The organism is Streptomyces caelestis, assembly GCF_001279005.1.
GTDB classification, from domain to species: Bacteria; Actinomycetota; Actinomycetes; order Streptomycetales; family Streptomycetaceae; genus Streptomyces; species Streptomyces heliomycini.
Map to the genome: position 1 here is coordinate 55,245 of NZ_LGCN01000017.1, position 14,129 is coordinate 69,373.

Below are 14,129 nucleotides of genomic sequence, written 5' to 3' on the forward strand. Positions count from 1 at the left end.
CAGCAGCCCCTCACAGCTTCATCAGGCTGGCGTCGTCGACCGAGGCCGAGTGGCGGGAACGGAACAGGGACACGATGATCGCCAGCCCGACCACGACCTCCGCGGCGGCGACGACCATCGTGAAGAAGGCGATGATCTGGCCGTCGAGGTTGCCGTGCATCCGGGAGAAGGCGACGAACGCGAGGTTGCAGGCGTTGAGCATGAGCTCGACGCACATGAAGACGACGATCGCGTTGCGCCTGATCAGTACGCCCGTGGCGCCGATCGTGAACAGCAGCGCGGCCAGGTACAGGTAGTTGACCGGATTCACTTCGACGCCTCCTCGGCCCGCTTGAAGGTCGGCGCGTCGATCGCGGTGCGCTCCAGGCGCTCCTGGGACCGCTGCTCCATCGCCCGCAGGTCGTTGATCGCCTCCTGCGACACGTCACGCATCTGGCCGCGCTCCCGCAGCGTCTTGCTGACGGTGAGCTCCGACGGGGTGCCGTCGGGCAGCAGGCCCGCGATGTCCACGGCGTTGTGCCGGGCGTACACCCCCGGCGCCGGCAGCGGCGGCAGCTGCCGGCCCTCGCGCACGCGCTGTTCGGCCAGCTCCCGCTGCGTCCTGGCGCGCTCGGTGCGCTCCCGGTGGGTGAGCACCATGGCGCCGACGGCGGCCGTGATGAGCAGGGCGCCGGTGATCTCGAAGGCGAAGACGTACCTGGTGAAGAGGAGGGCCGCGAGGCCCTCCACGTTGCCGCCCGCGTTGGCCTCGCCGATGCCGTTGAACTCGCTGAGCGAGGCGTTCCCGATCCCGCCGATCAGCAGGACGCCGAAGCCGAGACCGCACAGCAGGGCCAGCCAGCGCTGCCCCTTGATGGTCTCCTTCAGGGAGTCCGCCGCGGTGACGCCCACGAGCATCACCACGAACAGGAAGAGCATCATGATCGCGCCGGTGTAGACGACGATCTGGACGACGCCCAGGAAGTAGGCGCCGTTGGCCAGGTAGAACACCGCCAGGACGATCATGGTGCCGGCGAGGCAGAGCGCGCTGTGCACGGCCCGCCGCATGAAGACGGTGCACAGGGCGCCGATCACGGCGACCGTGCCGAGGACCCAGAACTGGAAGGCCTCTCCGGTGGAGGTGGAGTAGGCGGCGAGCTGCCCGGTCATCGCTTGATCACCTCCTCCGACGCCGGCTCCTGAGGCCCGAAGGTCGAGGCGGCCTCCTGCACGACCTCGCCCTCGGAGTGGACGGCCTGCCGCTCCGTGCCGGGCGCGGCCTCGGTGACCAGGCCCCGGTAGTAGTCCTGCTCGTCGGTGCCCGGGTACATGGCGTGCGGGGAGTCGACCATGCCCTCCTCCAGACCGGCGAGCAGCTGCTCCTTGGTGTAGATGAGGTTGGCGCGGCTGGAGTCCGCCAGCTCGAACTCGTTGGTCATCGTCAGCGCGCGCGTGGGGCACGCCTCGATGCACAGCCCGCACAGGATGCAGCGGGCGTAGTTGATCTGGTAGACGCGGCCGTACCGCTCGCCGGGCGAGTAGCGCTCCTCCTCGGTGTTGTCCGCGCCCTCGACGTAGATCGCGTCGGCGGGACAGGCCCAGGCGCACAGCTCGCAGCCGACGCACTTCTCCAGACCGTCCGGATGGCGGTTGAGCTGGTGCCGTCCGTGGAAACGCGGAGCGGTGGTCTTCTGCTGCTCCGGGTACTGCTCGGTCAGCCGCTTCTTGAACATGGCCTTGAAGGTCACGCCGAAGCCGGCCACGGGGTTCAGGAAACCGGGCTCGGTCCCCTTGGGCTCCTCAGCCATCGGACGCCTCCTTTCCATCCGTGGATCCGTCACTCTGAGTATCGGGGGCACCACTGACGATCAGCTCCCGCTCCCGGCGCGGACGGCGTCGCGGCACCGGCGGCACCTCCTGTCCCGGCAGCGGCGGTACGGGGAATCCGCCCGCCGTGGGGTCGAAGGCGGGCGGGCCCTCGGCGGGCCGGCCGGTCTCCTTCCCCTTGCCGCGGAACAGGTCCGCGACGAAGGACAGCAGCAGGAGGGCGAGGACGGCACCGCCGATGTAGAGGGCGATGTCGGTGAAGTCGTAGTTCTCGTTGCGCAGCGCCCGCACGGTGGCGACGAGCATCAGCCACACCAGGGAGACCGGGATGAGGACCTTCCAGCCGAGCTTCATCAGCTGGTCGTAGCGGACCCGCGGGAGCGTGCCGCGCAGCCACACGAAGCCGAACAGCAGCGAGAGGAGCTTGCCGGTGAACCAGAGCATCGGCCACCAGCCGTGGTTCGCGCCCTCCCAGAACGTGCTGATCGGCCACGGGGCCCGCCAGCCGCCCAGGAAGAGGGTCACGGCGACGGCCGAGACGGTCACCATGTTGATGTACTCGGCGAGCATGAACATCGCGAACTTGATCGACGAGTACTCGGTGTTGAAGCCGCCGACCAGGTCGCCCTCGGACTCCGGCATGTCGAAGGGGGCGCGGTTGGTCTCGCCGACCATCGTCACGATGTAGATGAGGAAGGAGACCGGCAGCAGCAGGATGTACCAGCGGTCGGTCTGCGCCTCGACGATCGTCGACGTCGACATCGACCCCGAGTACAGGAACACGGAGGCGAACGCCGCGCCCATGGCGATCTCGTACGAGATCATCTGCGCGCAGGAGCGCAGGCCGCCGAGGAGCGGGTAGGTGGAGCCGGAGCTCCAGCCCGCCAGGACGATGCCGTAGATGCCGACCGAGGCGACCGCGAGGATGTACAGCATCGCGATCGGCAGGTCGGTCAGCTGCATGGTGGTGCGCTGGCCGAAGATCGAGATCTCGTTGCCGGCCGGTCCGAAGGGGATCACCGCGAACGCCATGAAGGCGGGGATCGCCGCGACGATCGGCGCGAGGACGTAGACGGCCTTGTCCGCGCGTTTGACGACGACGTCTTCCTTGAGCATCAGCTTCACGCCGTCGGCGAGCGACTGGAGCATGCCCCAGGGGCCGTGCCGGTTGGGGCCGATGCGCAGCTGCATCCAGGCGACGACCTTGCGCTCCATGACGATGGAGAGCAGCACGGTCACCATCAGGAAGGCGAAGCAGAAGACCGCCTTGAGGGCGATCAGCCACCAGGGATCGCGGCCGAACATCGAGAGGTCTTCAGCGGCGAGGTACGGGCTCATGCCTCCACCTCCTCGGTGGCCTCGTCGGCGGGGGCCGCCGGGCCGATACGGACGAGTGAGCCGGGCAGTGCCCCGGTGCCGGAGGCGACGCCGCCGCCGACGGAGTTCAGCGGGAGCCACACCACGCGGTCGGGCATCTCGGTGACGGCCAGGGGCAGTGCGACCGTCCCCTCGGTGCCGGTCACCGCGAGCAGGTCGCCGTCCTTGACGCCGGCCTCGGCGGCCGTGGCGGCCGACAGGCGGGCGCGGGCGGCGTGCCGGGTGCCGGCGAGCGCCTCGTCGCCCCGTTGCAGGACGCCCTCGTCGAGCAGCAGCCGGTGCCCGGCGAGCACGGCCTCCCCGGCGGCCGGCCGGGGCAGCGCGCCCGCGGTCTCCAGCGGGTCGGTGGCCCGGGGTCCGTCCCAGGCGCCGAGCCGGTCGAGCTCCGCGCGGATCGTGCGCAGGTCCGGCAGCCCCAGGTGGACGTCCATGGCGTCGGCCAGCATCTGCAGCACGCGCGCGTCGGTGGGCGCGAGCCGCCGGGTCATCTGGTCGGGTTTGAGCGCCGCCTCGAACAGGCGGACCCTGCCCTCCCAGTCGAGGAAGGTGCCGGCCTTCTCGGCGACCGCGGCGACCGGCAGGACCACGTCGGCGAGCGCGGTGACCTCACTGGGCCGCAGCTCCAGCGACACCACGAACCCGGCCTCGGCGAGTGCGGCACGCGCGCGTGCCGGATCGGGCAGGTCGGCGACCTCCACGCCCGCGACCAGCAGCGCCTGGAGCTCACCGCGTGCCGCCGCCTCGACGATCTGTCCGGTGTCGCGGCCGTAGCGGTGGGGCAGCTCGGCCAGCCCCCAGAGGGCGGCGACCTCCGCGCGTGCGCGCGGGTCGGTCGACGGACGGCCGCCGGGCAGCAGCGCCGGCAGCGCGCCCGCCTCCACGGCGCCGCGCTCCCCGGCCCGGCGCGGGATCCACACCAGCCGGGCGCCGGTCGCGGCGGCGAACCGGACGGCCGCGGTCAGGCCGCCCCGTACGGCGGCCAGCCGCTCGCCGACGACGATGACCGCGCCCTCGCCCCGCAGCGCCTCGGCGGCCCTGGCCCCGTCGCCCTCCAGGCCGACGCCGCTCGACAGGGCGTCCAGCCACTCGGTCTCGGTCCCGGGGGCCGCCGGCAACAGTGTGCCGCCGGCCTTCTCGAGCCCGCGCGTGGCGTGCGTGGCCAGGGCGAAGGTCTTCTGCCCGTGCTTGCGCCAGGCCTTGCGCAGCCGCAGGAAGACGCTGGGCGCCTCCTCCTCGGACTCGAAGCCGACCAGCAGGACCGCGGGCGCCTTCTCCAGGGAGGAGTACGTGACGCCCTCCCCGTCGAGGTCACGGCCGCGTCCCGCGACCCGCGCGGCGAGGAAGTCGGCCTCCTCGGCGCTGTGCACGCGCGCGCGGAAGTCGATGTCGTTGGTGGCGAGCGCCACCCGCGCGAACTTGCTGTACGCGTAGGCGTCCTCGACGGTGAGCCGGCCGCCGGTCAGGACACCGGTGCGCCCGCGCGAGGCCAGCAGGCCCTGCGCCGCGATCCGCAGCGCGTCCGGCCAGGACGCCGGCTCCAGCTCGCCCTCCGGGTTGCGCACCAGCGGGGTTTCGAGGCGGCCCGGCAGCTGCGCGTACCGGAACGCGAAGCGTCCCTTGTCGCAGATCCACTCCTCGTTGACCTCGGGGTCGTGGGCGGCGAGCCGCCGCATGACCTTGCCGCGCCGGTGGTCGGTGCGGGTGGCGCAGCCGCCGGAGCAGTGCTCGCACACCGACGGCGACGAGATCAGGTCGAAGGGGCGGGAGCGGAACCGGTACGCCGCCGAGGTGAGCGCGCCGACCGGGCAGATCTGGATGGTGTTGCCGGAGAAGTACGACTCGAAGGGGTCGCCCTCGCCGGTGCCGACCTGCTGGAGCGCGCCCCGCTCGATCAGCTCGATCATCGGGTCGCCCGCGACCTGGTTGGAGAACCGGGTGCAGCGGGCGCACAGCACGCACCGCTCGCGGTCGAGCAGCACCTGGGTGGAGATCGGGACGGGCTTCTCGTAGGTGCGCTTCTTGCCCTCGAAGCGGGACTCGGCGTTGCCGTGCGACATCGCCTGGTTCTGCAGCGGGCACTCGCCGCCCTTGTCGCAGACCGGGCAGTCCAGCGGGTGGTTGATGAGCAGCAGCTCCATCACGCCCTTCTGGGCCTTCTCCGCGACCGGCGAGGAGAGCTGCGTCTTCACCACCATCCCGTCGGTGCAGGTGATGGTGCAGGACGCCATGGGCTTGCGCTGGCCCTCGACCTCGACGATGCACTGGCGGCAGGCGCCCACCGGGTCGAGGAGCGGGTGGTCGCAGAACCGGGGGATCTCGATGCCGAGCTGCTCGGCGGCCCGGATGACCAGGGTGCCCTTGGGCACGCTGATCCCGGCGCCGTCGATGGTCAGCGTCACGAGCTCCTCGGGCGGGACCGCCGCCTCTCCGCCTCCGGAGGAGCGCTCGCCCGCGGCGGAGCCGCTTGTGGACTGCTGAACCGTCATGCGTTCACCTCCGTACGGTGGTCGGCCCAGGCCGTGGACCTGGCCGGGTCGAAGGGGCAGCCCCGGCCCGTGATGTGCTGCTCGTACTCCTCGCGGAAGTACGTGAGCGAGGAGAAGATCGGCGAGGCGGCGCCGTCGCCGAGGGCGCAGAAGGACTTGCCGTTGATGTTGTCGGCGATGTCGTTCAGCTTGTCGAGGTCGGCCATCCGTCCCTTGCCGGCCTCGATGTCCCGCATCAGCTGGACCAGCCAGTACGTCCCCTCGCGGCAGGGCGTGCACTTGCCGCAGGACTCGTGGGCGTAGAACTCGGTCCAGCGGGTGACGGCGCGGACGACGCAGGTCGTCTCGTCGAAGCACTGCAGAGCCTTCGTGCCGAGCATGGAACCGGCGGCGCCCACTCCCTCGTAGTCGAGGGGGACGTCGAGGTGCTCGTCGGTGAACATCGGCGTGGAGGAGCCGCCCGGCGTCCAGAACTTCAGCCGGTGCCCCGGGCGCATCCCGCCGCTCATCTCCAGCAGCTGGCGCAGCGTGATGCCGAGGGGCGCCTCGTACTGTCCGGGGCTCGCGACGTGGCCGCTGAGGGAGTAGAGCGTGAAGCCGGGGGACTTCTCGCTGCCCATCGAGCGGAACCACTCCTTGCCCCGGTTCATGATGGCGGGAACCGACGCGATCGACTCGACGTTGTTCACCACGGTGGGGCAGGCGTACAGGCCCGCGACGGCGGGGAAGGGGGGACGGAGCCTCGGCTGGCCCCGGCGGCCTTCGAGCGAGTCGAGCAGTGCGGTCTCCTCACCGCAGATGTACGCGCCCGCGCCCGCGTGCACGGTGAGTTCGAGGTCGAGTCCGCTGCCCAGGATGTTCTCGCCGAGGAGGCCGGCCGCGTAGGCCTCGCGCACGGCCTCGTGCAGCCGCCGCAGCACGGGGACGACCTCGCCCCGCAGATAGATGAAGGCGTGGGACGACCTGATGGCGTAGCAGGCGATGACGATGCCCTCGATGAGGCTGTGCGGGTTCGCGAAGAGGAGCGGGATGTCCTTGCACGTCCCGGGCTCCGACTCGTCGGCGTTGACCACCAGGTAGTGGGGTTTTCCGTCCCCCTGGGGGATGAACTGCCACTTCATCCCCGTCGGGAAGCCGGCGCCGCCGCGCCCGCGCAGACCGGACTCCTTGACGTACGCGATGACGTCGTCCGGCGACATGGCGAGCGCCTTGCGCAGCCCCTCGTACCCCTCGTGCCTCCGGTAGACGTCCAGCGTCCAGGACGCGTCCTCGTCCCAGAAGGCCGACAGCACGGGTGCGAGCAGCTTCTGTGGGCTCATGTCCTTGAGTTCGGCTGCCAAGGTCATCACTCCCCCTCCTCGGCGACGGGTCCCGACGGGTGGGACCGGTCGGAGGCCGATGTGTCCTGCGGCGCGTCGTGCGAGCTGAGGTGCTCGGTGGGCGACGGCTCGTGCGGCGGGGCGCCCCGGGGCGCCTCGCCGCGCGGGTGCACCACGCGCGCGGGGGCGGCCTCCCCCTTGGCCAGCTTCAGCCCGATCAGCGAGGCGGGTCCCGCGCTGCCGGTGGCCTCGACGGCTCCCTCGCGCGTGTCGGGGAAGCCGGCCAGGATGCGGGCGGTCTCCTTGAAGGTGCACAGGGGCGCCCCGCGGGTGGGCGCGACCGGGCGGCCGGAGCGCAGGTCGTCGACCATGCGCTTGGCGCTCTCGGGGGTCTGGTTGTCGAAGAACTCCCAGTTCACCATCACCACGGGGGCGAAGTCGCAGGCCGCGTTGCACTCGATGTGCTCCAGGGTGACCTTGCCGTCGTCGGTGGTCTGGCCGTTGCCGACGCCCAGGTGTTCCTGGAGCTCCTCGAAGATCGCGTCCCCGCCCATGACGGCGCACAGGGTGTTGGTGCACACCCCGACCTGGTAGTCGCCGCTCGGCCGGCGCCGGTACATGGTGTAGAAGGTGGCGACCGCGGTCACCTCGGCCGTGGTCAGGTCCAGCATCTCCGCGCAGAACCGCATCCCGGTGCGCGTGACGTGGCCCTCCTCCGACTGCACGAGGTGCAGCAGCGGCAGGAGGGCGGACCGGGAGTCCGGGTAGCGGGCGATGACCTCGCGCGCGTCGGCCTCCAGCCGGGCCCGGACGTCGTCCGGGTAGGCGGGCGCGGGCAGTTCGGGCATGCCCAGGCTGACGCCCCGCTCGGAAGAAGAGGTGGTCACCGGTCGACGCCTCCCATCACGGGGTCGATGGACGCGACGGCGACGATGACGTCGGCGACCTGGCCGCCTTCGCACATCGCCGCCATGGCCTGCAGGTTGGTGAAGGACGGGTCGCGGAAGTGGACCCGGTGGGGGCGGGTGCCGCCGTCGGAGACGACGTGCGCCCCGAGCTCGCCCTTGGGCGACTCGACCGCCGCGTACGCCTGTCCCGGCGGGACCCGGAATCCCTCGGTGACCAGCTTGAAGTGGTGGATCAGGGCCTCCATGGAGGTGCCCATGATCTTCTTGATGTGGTCGAGGGAGTTGCCCAGTCCGTCCGGTCCCAGGGCGAGCTGGGCGGGCCAGGCGATCTTCTTGTCGGCGACCATGACCGGTCCCGGCTGGAGCCGGTCCAGGCACTGCTCGACGATGCGCAGCGACTGGCGCATCTCCTCCAGCCGGATCAGGAAGCGGCCGTAGGAGTCGCAGGTGTCGGCGGTCGGGACCTCGAAGTCGTAGGTCTCGTACCCGCAGTACGGCTGCGCCTTGCGCAGGTCGTGCGGCAGGCCCGTGGAGCGCAGGATCGGGCCGGTGGCGCCGAGGGCCATGCAGCCGGCCAGGTCCAGGTAGCCGACGTCCTGCATGCGGGCCTTGAAGATGGGGTTCCCGGTGGCGAGCTTGTCGTACTCCGGGAGGTTCTTCCTCATCGTCTTCACGAACTCGCGGATCCGGTCCACCGCGCCGGGCGGCAGGTCCTGGGCGAGTCCGCCGGGGCGGATGTACGCGTGGTTCATCCGGAGCCCGGTGATGAGCTCGTAGAGGTCGAGGATGAGTTCACGGTCACGGAATCCGTAGATCATGATCGTGGTGGCGCCGAGCTCCATGCCGCCGGTGGCGATGCACACCAGGTGGGAGGAGAGCCGGTTCAGCTCCATCAGGAGCACCCGGATGACGGTGGCCCGGTCCGGGATCTGGTCCTCGATGCCGAGGAGCTTCTCCACCGCGAGGCAGTACGCCGTCTCGTTGAAGAACGACGTCAGGTAGTCCATGCGCGTCACGAACGTGGTGCCCTGGGTCCACGTCCGGTACTCGAGGTTCTTCTCGATGCCGGTGTGGAGGTAGCCGATGCCGCAGCGGGCCTCGGTGACCGTCTCTCCGTCGATCTCCAGGATCAGCCGGAGCACCCCGTGGGTGGAGGGGTGCTGCGGACCCATGTTGACGACGATCCGCTCGTCGTCGGTGCGGGCCGCGGTCTCGACGACCTCGTCCCAGTCGCCGCCGGTGACGGTGTAGACGGTTCCTTCGGTGGTCTCGCGCGCCGAGGCGGCGGATGCGTGCGACGTGCTCATGAGTACGACCTCCGCTGGTCCGGAGCCGGGATCTGGGCGCCCTTGTACTCGACGGGGATGCCGCCGAGGGGATAGTCCTTGCGCTGCGGATGGCCCTGCCAGTCGTCCGGCATCATGATCCGCGTGAGGGCCGGGTGACCGTCGAAGACGATGCCGAAGAAGTCGTACGTCTCGCGCTCGTGCCAGTCGTTCGTCGGATAGACGGAGAACAGCGACGGGATGTGCGGGTCGCTGTCGGGGGCGCTGACCTCGAGGCGGATCAGCCGGTTGTGGGTGATCGAGCGCAGGTGGTAGACGGCGTGCAGCTCGCGGCCCTTGTCGTTCGGGTAGTGCACGCCGCTGACGCCGGTGCACAGCTCGAAGCGCAGGGCGGGGTCGTCGCGCAGGGTCCTCGCGACCCGGACCAGGTGCTCGCGCTCGATGTGGAAGGTGAGTTCGCCACGGTCGACGACCGTCTTCTCGATGGCGTTCTCCGGGAGCAGGTCCTGCTCCTCCAGGGCTCCCTCCAGCTCGTCGGCGACCTCGTCGAACCACCCGCCGTAGGGGCGGGCCGCCGGCCCCGGGAGCCGGACCGAGCGGACCAGTCCGCCGTAGCCGGAGGTGTCGCCGCCGTTGTTCGCGCCGAACATGCCGCGCTGGACCCGGACCTCCTCGCCGCCCTGTCCTCGCTGTCCGGGGAGGTTCTCGGCGGACAGGTCCTTCTCGGGGTTCACCCCGTCCGGCCCGCCCGCGCCGTTCGCGTCGCTCATCGCAGCAGCCCCTTCATCTCGATCGTGGGCAGGGCCTTGAGCGCCGCCTCCTCCGCCTCGCGGGCCGCCTCCTCGGCGTTCACGCCGAGCTTGGAGGTCTGGATCTTCTGGTGGAGCTTGAGGATGGCGTCCATCAGCATCTCGGGGCGGGGCGGGCAGCCGGGGAGGTAGATGTCGACCGGGACGATGTGGTCGACGCCCTGCACGATCGCGTAGTTGTTGAACATGCCGCCCGAGGAGGCGCAGACCCCCATGGAGATCACCCACTTGGGGTTCGGCATCTGGTCGTAGACCTGCCTCAGCACCGGCGCCATCTTCTGGCTGACCCGCCCGGCGACGATCATGAGGTCCGCCTGCCGCGGTGAGCCGCGGAAGACCTCCATGCCGAAGCGCGCCAGGTCGTAGCGGCCGGCGCCGGTGGTCATCATCTCGATGGCGCAGCAGGCGAGGCCGAACGTGGCGGGGAAGACGGACGACTTGCGCACCCAGCCCGCGGCCTGCTCGACGGTGGTCAGCAGGAATCCGCTCGGCAGTTTTTCTTCGAGTCCCATGACTAAAGGCCCCTCAGTCCCATTCCAGGCCGCCGCGCCGCCATACGTACGCGTACGCGACGAAGACGGTGAGCACGAAGAGCAACATCTCCACGAGCCCGAAGATCCCCAGGGCGTCGAAGGTGACGGCCCAGGGGTAGAGGAAGACGATCTCGATATCGAAAATGATGAAGAGCATCGCCGTCAGGTAGTACTTGATGGGGAAGCGCCCGCCGCCGGCCGGCGTGGGGGTCGGTTCGATACCGCACTCGTACGCCTCGAGCTTGGCGCGGTTGTACCGCTTCGGACCGATCAGCGTGGCCATGACCACGGAGAAGATCGCAAAGCCTGCCCCGAGGGCTCCCAGTACGAGGATGGGCGCATACGCGTTCACCGCTCCTCGCTCCTCTCAGTCGGCACTGACTGCTGGCGTTTGTGCAGCGGGCTCATCCCGCCTCGACAGCCCCACGAACCACGCCCGCCCCGGCGAAGATCGAGAACATGTGAAGCAGGTCACAAGCCCAACCGCTCCGCATCCTATGCCTGTGGGTCTGTGATCTGCGACACGGGGTATTGCACAAGCTTTGTGATCTCCACCACCTGACGAACGATCATGAAGTCGGATGAGCGGTGATCTTCATACGCCAAGCATCCACGCGATCACCAAAGGTGACATTTTCCCTCGTCAGCGCAGCTCACGAAGCTCGTCTCCATATCAAGATGCTTCCCGCGCATGCAAATTGGTGCTGGACCCGATCTCTTGATAGAGGGCGTTCACACCTCGGAGGGGATCGAGGGCGCGATGTGGACGTGTGCACGCGTTCACGAAGTCCCGTGCACGCGTTCACGAAGTCCCGGCGACGCGATCCGGCCGCCGTCCGGCCGTCGACGCCCGCGTGGACCCCGACGGCCGACCGGAGCGCGGCCGGAGCGCGACCGACGACCGACCGGCGGTCCCGACGCGACGGTGCGGTCGATCGTTCCGTGACCTCCGTCACATTCGCGCGAGGCGCGGGAGAGGAGGGATTGGCCAATCAGCCCAACCGGTGGTAAGTGCGGGGCAATTCGGACGTAACGATGAAAGTACGTGATCACGGGCCGATCACGGACGCCCGCAATGTCCGTGAGGGCGTCAATAAAAAGCGACACGCCCGGGATTCGGTCCCTCGATTGAACAACTGTGGCGCAGCACACGTTTCTTGAAGATATGAAGCAGCGCCTGGTACCGGTTGTTCCCATGTCCCACACCGCTCACATACGCAGCCACCGGAAGCCCCGCCGCACCGCCCAGACCACGATGGCGATGCGGGCCGGAGTTGCCGGTGGCGTCCTCAGCACTCTGGCAGTGGCCGGGGCGTCGGGTTCGGCGAACGCTGCCGAGCCGGTGACGCAGACCCTCGAACTGCCCACCCTGACGGCCGACCTGGCCGCTCAGGTCGCCCAGTCCGCGGAGGCCACCCAGCAGGCCGCCGCGAACTACCAGCTGCGGGCCGAGCGCGACGCGGCCGCGGAGGAGGCCGCGAAGGAGGCCAAGGCCGACCTCGCCGAGGCCAAGAAGAAGGCCGAGGCGAAGAAGAAGGCCGCCGAGGAGGCCCGCAAGGCGGCCGCCGAGCGCGCCACCCGCGACGCCGAGCGCACCACCCTCACCGCGACCGCCGCCACCGCCACGACCGCCACCACCGTCTCCGCGCCCGCCGGCGGCAGCGTCGCGACGGTCATCGGCTTCCTCAAGGCACAGGTGGGCGACGCCTACGTCATGGGCGCCTCGGGCCCCAACGCCTGGGACTGCTCCAGCCTGGTGCAGGCCGCGTTCAAGCAGGTCGGCGTCGACCTGCCGCGCGTCTCGCAGGACCAGTCGATGGCCGGCACCGACGTCTCGCTGTCCAACCTCCAGGTCGGCGACATCCTCTACTGGGGCGGCAAGGGTTCCGCGTACCACGTGGGCGTCTACATCGGCGGCGGCCAGTACCTGGACGCCGCCAACCCCTCCAAGGGCGTCGTCATCCAGGACCTCTCCGGCTACCCCGCGTCGGGCGCCGTGCGCGTGCTCTGAGCCGCGCCTCGTCATGAGGTGAAGGGCCGCTGCCGCTCGGGGGCAGCGGCCCTTCGCCGTCCCCGCACACTGGGACGAGATCGCCCGATTGCCCGAATCGTCCCACCGCTCGGGCGGGTTGACGGCGCCGGCGCGCACCGGCCGGACGCCGTACGGCGCCGTGACCGCCCCTCACGGCGCCCCGGCGCGAACGCCGACGGCCGGAGTCCGTCCCCCGGACCCCGGCCGCCCACAGCGCCGCTCACGGCCTCGCGCCGCGCGGACACCCGCTCACGCCTTCGGCGCCACCTTGCTCAGGCCGTTGATGATGCGGTCCATCGCGTCGCCGCCCGTCGGGTCCGTCAGGTTGGCGAGCAGCTTCAGGGTGAACCTCATCAGCATCGGGTGCGTCAGTCCGCGCTGGGCGGCGATCTGCATGACCTTCGGGTTGCCGATGAGCTTCACGAAGGCCCGGCCGAGCGTGTAGTAGCCGCCGTAGGTGTCCTTCAGCACCCGCGGGTAGCGCTGGAGCGCGATCTCCCGCTGGGCCGGGGTGGCCCGCGCGTGGGCCTGGACGATCACGTCGGCGGCGATCTGCCCGGACTCCATGGCGTAGGCGATGCCCTCGCCGTTGAAGGGGTTCACCAGACCGCCCGCGTCGCCGACCAGCAGCAGGCCGCGCGTGTAGTGCGGCTGGCGGTTGAAGGCCATGGGGAGCGCGGCGCCGCGGATCGGGCCGGTCATGTTGTCCGGGGTGTAGCCCCAGTCCTCCGGCATGGAGGCGCACCAGGCCTTGAGGACCTCGCGCCAGTCCAGCTCCTTGAAGGCGTCCGAGGTGTTGAGCACGCCGAGGCCGACGTTGCTCGTCCCGTCGCCCATGCCGAAGATCCAGCCGTAGCCGGGCAGCAGCCGGTCCTGCGGGCCGCGGCGGTCCCACAGCTCCAGCCAGGACTCCAGGTAGTCGTCGTCGTGGCGCGGCGAGGTGAAGTACGTGCGGACCGCGACGCCCATCGGGCGGTCCTCGCGGCGGTGCAGGCCCATCGCCAGGGACAGCCGGGTGGAGTTGCCGTCGGCGGCCACCACCAGCGGGGCGTGGAAGGTGACCTCCCGCTTCTCCTCGCCGAGCCTGGCCTTCACCCCGGTGATGCGCCCGGTGCGGTCGTCGACGATCGGCCCGCTCACGTTGCAGCGCTCGTACAGCCGGGCGCCCGCCTTCTGGGCCTGCCGGGCGAGCTGCTCGTCGAAGTCGTCGCGCTTGCGGACCAGTCCGTAGTCGGGGAAGGAGGCGAGTTCCGGCCAGTCGAGCTGGAGGCGGACCCCGCCGCCGATGATGCGCAGGCCCTTGTTGCGCAGCCAGCCGGCCTCCTCGGAGATGTCGATGCCCATGGCGACGAGCTGCTTCGTGGCGCGCGGGGTGAGACCGTCGCCGCAGACCTTCTCGCGCGGGAACTCGGTCTTCTCCAGCAGGAGCACGTCGAGTCCGGACCGGGCCAGGTGGTAGGCGGTGGTGGAGCCGGCTGGCCCCGCGCCCACGACGATCACATCGGCGGTGTTGTCGGAGAGGGGCTCGGTCACGGCGGGATCTCCCCAAGTTCGAAATCTTCGTGCCGACCGG

Annotated in this window: 13 protein-coding genes; 1 reads left to right on the top strand and 12 read right to left on the bottom strand. The window is 70.3% G+C overall.

The window, feature by feature from the left end; genetic code table 11:
* Positions 1–10 precede the first annotated feature (10 nt).
* Genes nuoK through ADK41_RS02760 form a run of 11 tightly spaced genes read right to left on the bottom strand, consistent with a single transcriptional unit; the run spans position 11 to position 10,876 of the window.
* The gene (gene nuoK / locus ADK41_RS02710; RefSeq protein WP_004927567.1) at positions 11–310 is read right to left on the bottom strand and encodes an NADH-quinone oxidoreductase subunit NuoK; all 300 of its coding nucleotides are present in this window, start codon (positions 308–310) and stop codon (positions 11–13) included.
* A complete protein-coding gene (locus ADK41_RS02715; protein ID WP_030823286.1) occupies positions 307–1,149 on the bottom strand; it encodes an NADH-quinone oxidoreductase subunit J in 843 nt (280 codons plus the stop codon). The genes nuoK and ADK41_RS02715 overlap by 4 nt, the downstream gene beginning before the upstream one ends.
* On the bottom strand, positions 1,146–1,787 hold the full coding sequence (gene nuoI, locus ADK41_RS02720; protein ID WP_030823284.1) for an NADH-quinone oxidoreductase subunit NuoI: 642 nt from the start codon (positions 1,785–1,787) through the stop codon (positions 1,146–1,148). The genes ADK41_RS02715 and nuoI overlap by 4 nt, the downstream gene beginning before the upstream one ends.
* Positions 1,780–3,144 (bottom strand): NADH-quinone oxidoreductase subunit NuoH, encoded by a 1,365-nt coding sequence (gene nuoH / locus ADK41_RS02725; protein WP_030823281.1) that lies wholly within the window; start codon positions 3,142–3,144, stop codon positions 1,780–1,782. The genes nuoI and nuoH overlap by 8 nt, the downstream gene beginning before the upstream one ends.
* Complete coding sequence (locus tag ADK41_RS02730; protein ID WP_030823278.1) at positions 3,141–5,669, bottom strand: NADH-quinone oxidoreductase subunit G; 2,529 nt, start codon at positions 5,667–5,669, stop codon at positions 3,141–3,143. The genes nuoH and ADK41_RS02730 overlap by 4 nt, the downstream gene beginning before the upstream one ends.
* A complete protein-coding gene (gene nuoF, locus ADK41_RS02735) occupies positions 5,666–7,018 on the bottom strand; it encodes an NADH-quinone oxidoreductase subunit NuoF (RefSeq protein ID WP_199821792.1) in 1,353 nt (450 codons plus the stop codon). The genes ADK41_RS02730 and nuoF overlap by 4 nt, the downstream gene beginning before the upstream one ends.
* Complete coding sequence (nuoE, locus tag ADK41_RS02740) at positions 7,015–7,875, bottom strand: NADH-quinone oxidoreductase subunit NuoE (protein WP_030823273.1); 861 nt, start codon at positions 7,873–7,875, stop codon at positions 7,015–7,017. Before nuoE ends, nuoF begins: the two co-directional genes overlap by 4 nt.
* Positions 7,872–9,203, bottom strand: a complete 1,332-nt coding sequence (locus ADK41_RS02745; protein ID WP_030823269.1) for an NADH-quinone oxidoreductase subunit D — start codon at positions 9,201–9,203, stop codon at positions 7,872–7,874. Before ADK41_RS02745 ends, nuoE begins: the two co-directional genes overlap by 4 nt.
* Entirely contained in the window at positions 9,200–9,952 is a 753-nt protein-coding gene (locus tag ADK41_RS02750) for an NADH-quinone oxidoreductase subunit C (RefSeq protein ID WP_030823266.1), read from the bottom strand. Before ADK41_RS02750 ends, ADK41_RS02745 begins: the two co-directional genes overlap by 4 nt.
* On the bottom strand, positions 9,949–10,503 hold the full coding sequence (locus ADK41_RS02755) for a NuoB/complex I 20 kDa subunit family protein (protein WP_010041554.1): 555 nt from the start codon (positions 10,501–10,503) through the stop codon (positions 9,949–9,951). Before ADK41_RS02755 ends, ADK41_RS02750 begins: the two co-directional genes overlap by 4 nt.
* Positions 10,504–10,516: 13 nt before the next feature.
* A complete protein-coding gene (locus tag ADK41_RS02760; RefSeq protein WP_003974383.1) occupies positions 10,517–10,876 on the bottom strand; it encodes an NADH-quinone oxidoreductase subunit A in 360 nt (119 codons plus the stop codon).
* 813 nt (positions 10,877–11,689) lie between these two features.
* Here ADK41_RS02760 and ADK41_RS02765 point away from each other — a divergent pair.
* Complete coding sequence (locus tag ADK41_RS02765) at positions 11,690–12,535, top strand: C40 family peptidase (RefSeq protein ID WP_030823261.1); 846 nt, start codon at positions 11,690–11,692, stop codon at positions 12,533–12,535.
* 270 nt (positions 12,536–12,805) lie between these two features.
* Here ADK41_RS02765 and ADK41_RS02770 read toward each other — a convergent pair whose 3' ends face one another.
* A complete protein-coding gene (locus ADK41_RS02770) occupies positions 12,806–14,089 on the bottom strand; it encodes a geranylgeranyl reductase family protein (RefSeq protein ID WP_030823258.1) in 1,284 nt (427 codons plus the stop codon).
* Positions 14,090–14,129: the final 40 nt, after the last annotated feature.

Coding starts and splice junctions, on each gene's coding strand:
- ADK41_RS02715 (WP_030823286.1), bottom strand. CDS start 1,149: ATGACCGGGCAGCTCGCCGCCTACTCCACCTCCACCGGAGAGGCCTTC.
- nuoI (WP_030823284.1), bottom strand. CDS start 1,787: ATGGCTGAGGAGCCCAAGGGGACCGAGCCCGGTTTCCTGAACCCCGTG.
- nuoH (WP_030823281.1), bottom strand. CDS start 3,144: ATGAGCCCGTACCTCGCCGCTGAAGACCTCTCGATGTTCGGCCGCGAT.
- ADK41_RS02730 (WP_030823278.1), bottom strand. CDS start 5,669: ATGACGGTTCAGCAGTCCACAAGCGGCTCCGCCGCGGGCGAGCGCTCC.
- ADK41_RS02745 (WP_030823269.1), bottom strand. CDS start 9,203: ATGAGCACGTCGCACGCATCCGCCGCCTCGGCGCGCGAGACCACCGAA.
- ADK41_RS02750 (WP_030823266.1), bottom strand. CDS start 9,952: ATGAGCGACGCGAACGGCGCGGGCGGGCCGGACGGGGTGAACCCCGAG.
- ADK41_RS02755 (WP_010041554.1), bottom strand. CDS start 10,503: ATGGGACTCGAAGAAAAACTGCCGAGCGGATTCCTGCTGACCACCGTC.
- ADK41_RS02765 (WP_030823261.1), top strand. CDS start 11,690: ATGAAGCAGCGCCTGGTACCGGTTGTTCCCATGTCCCACACCGCTCAC.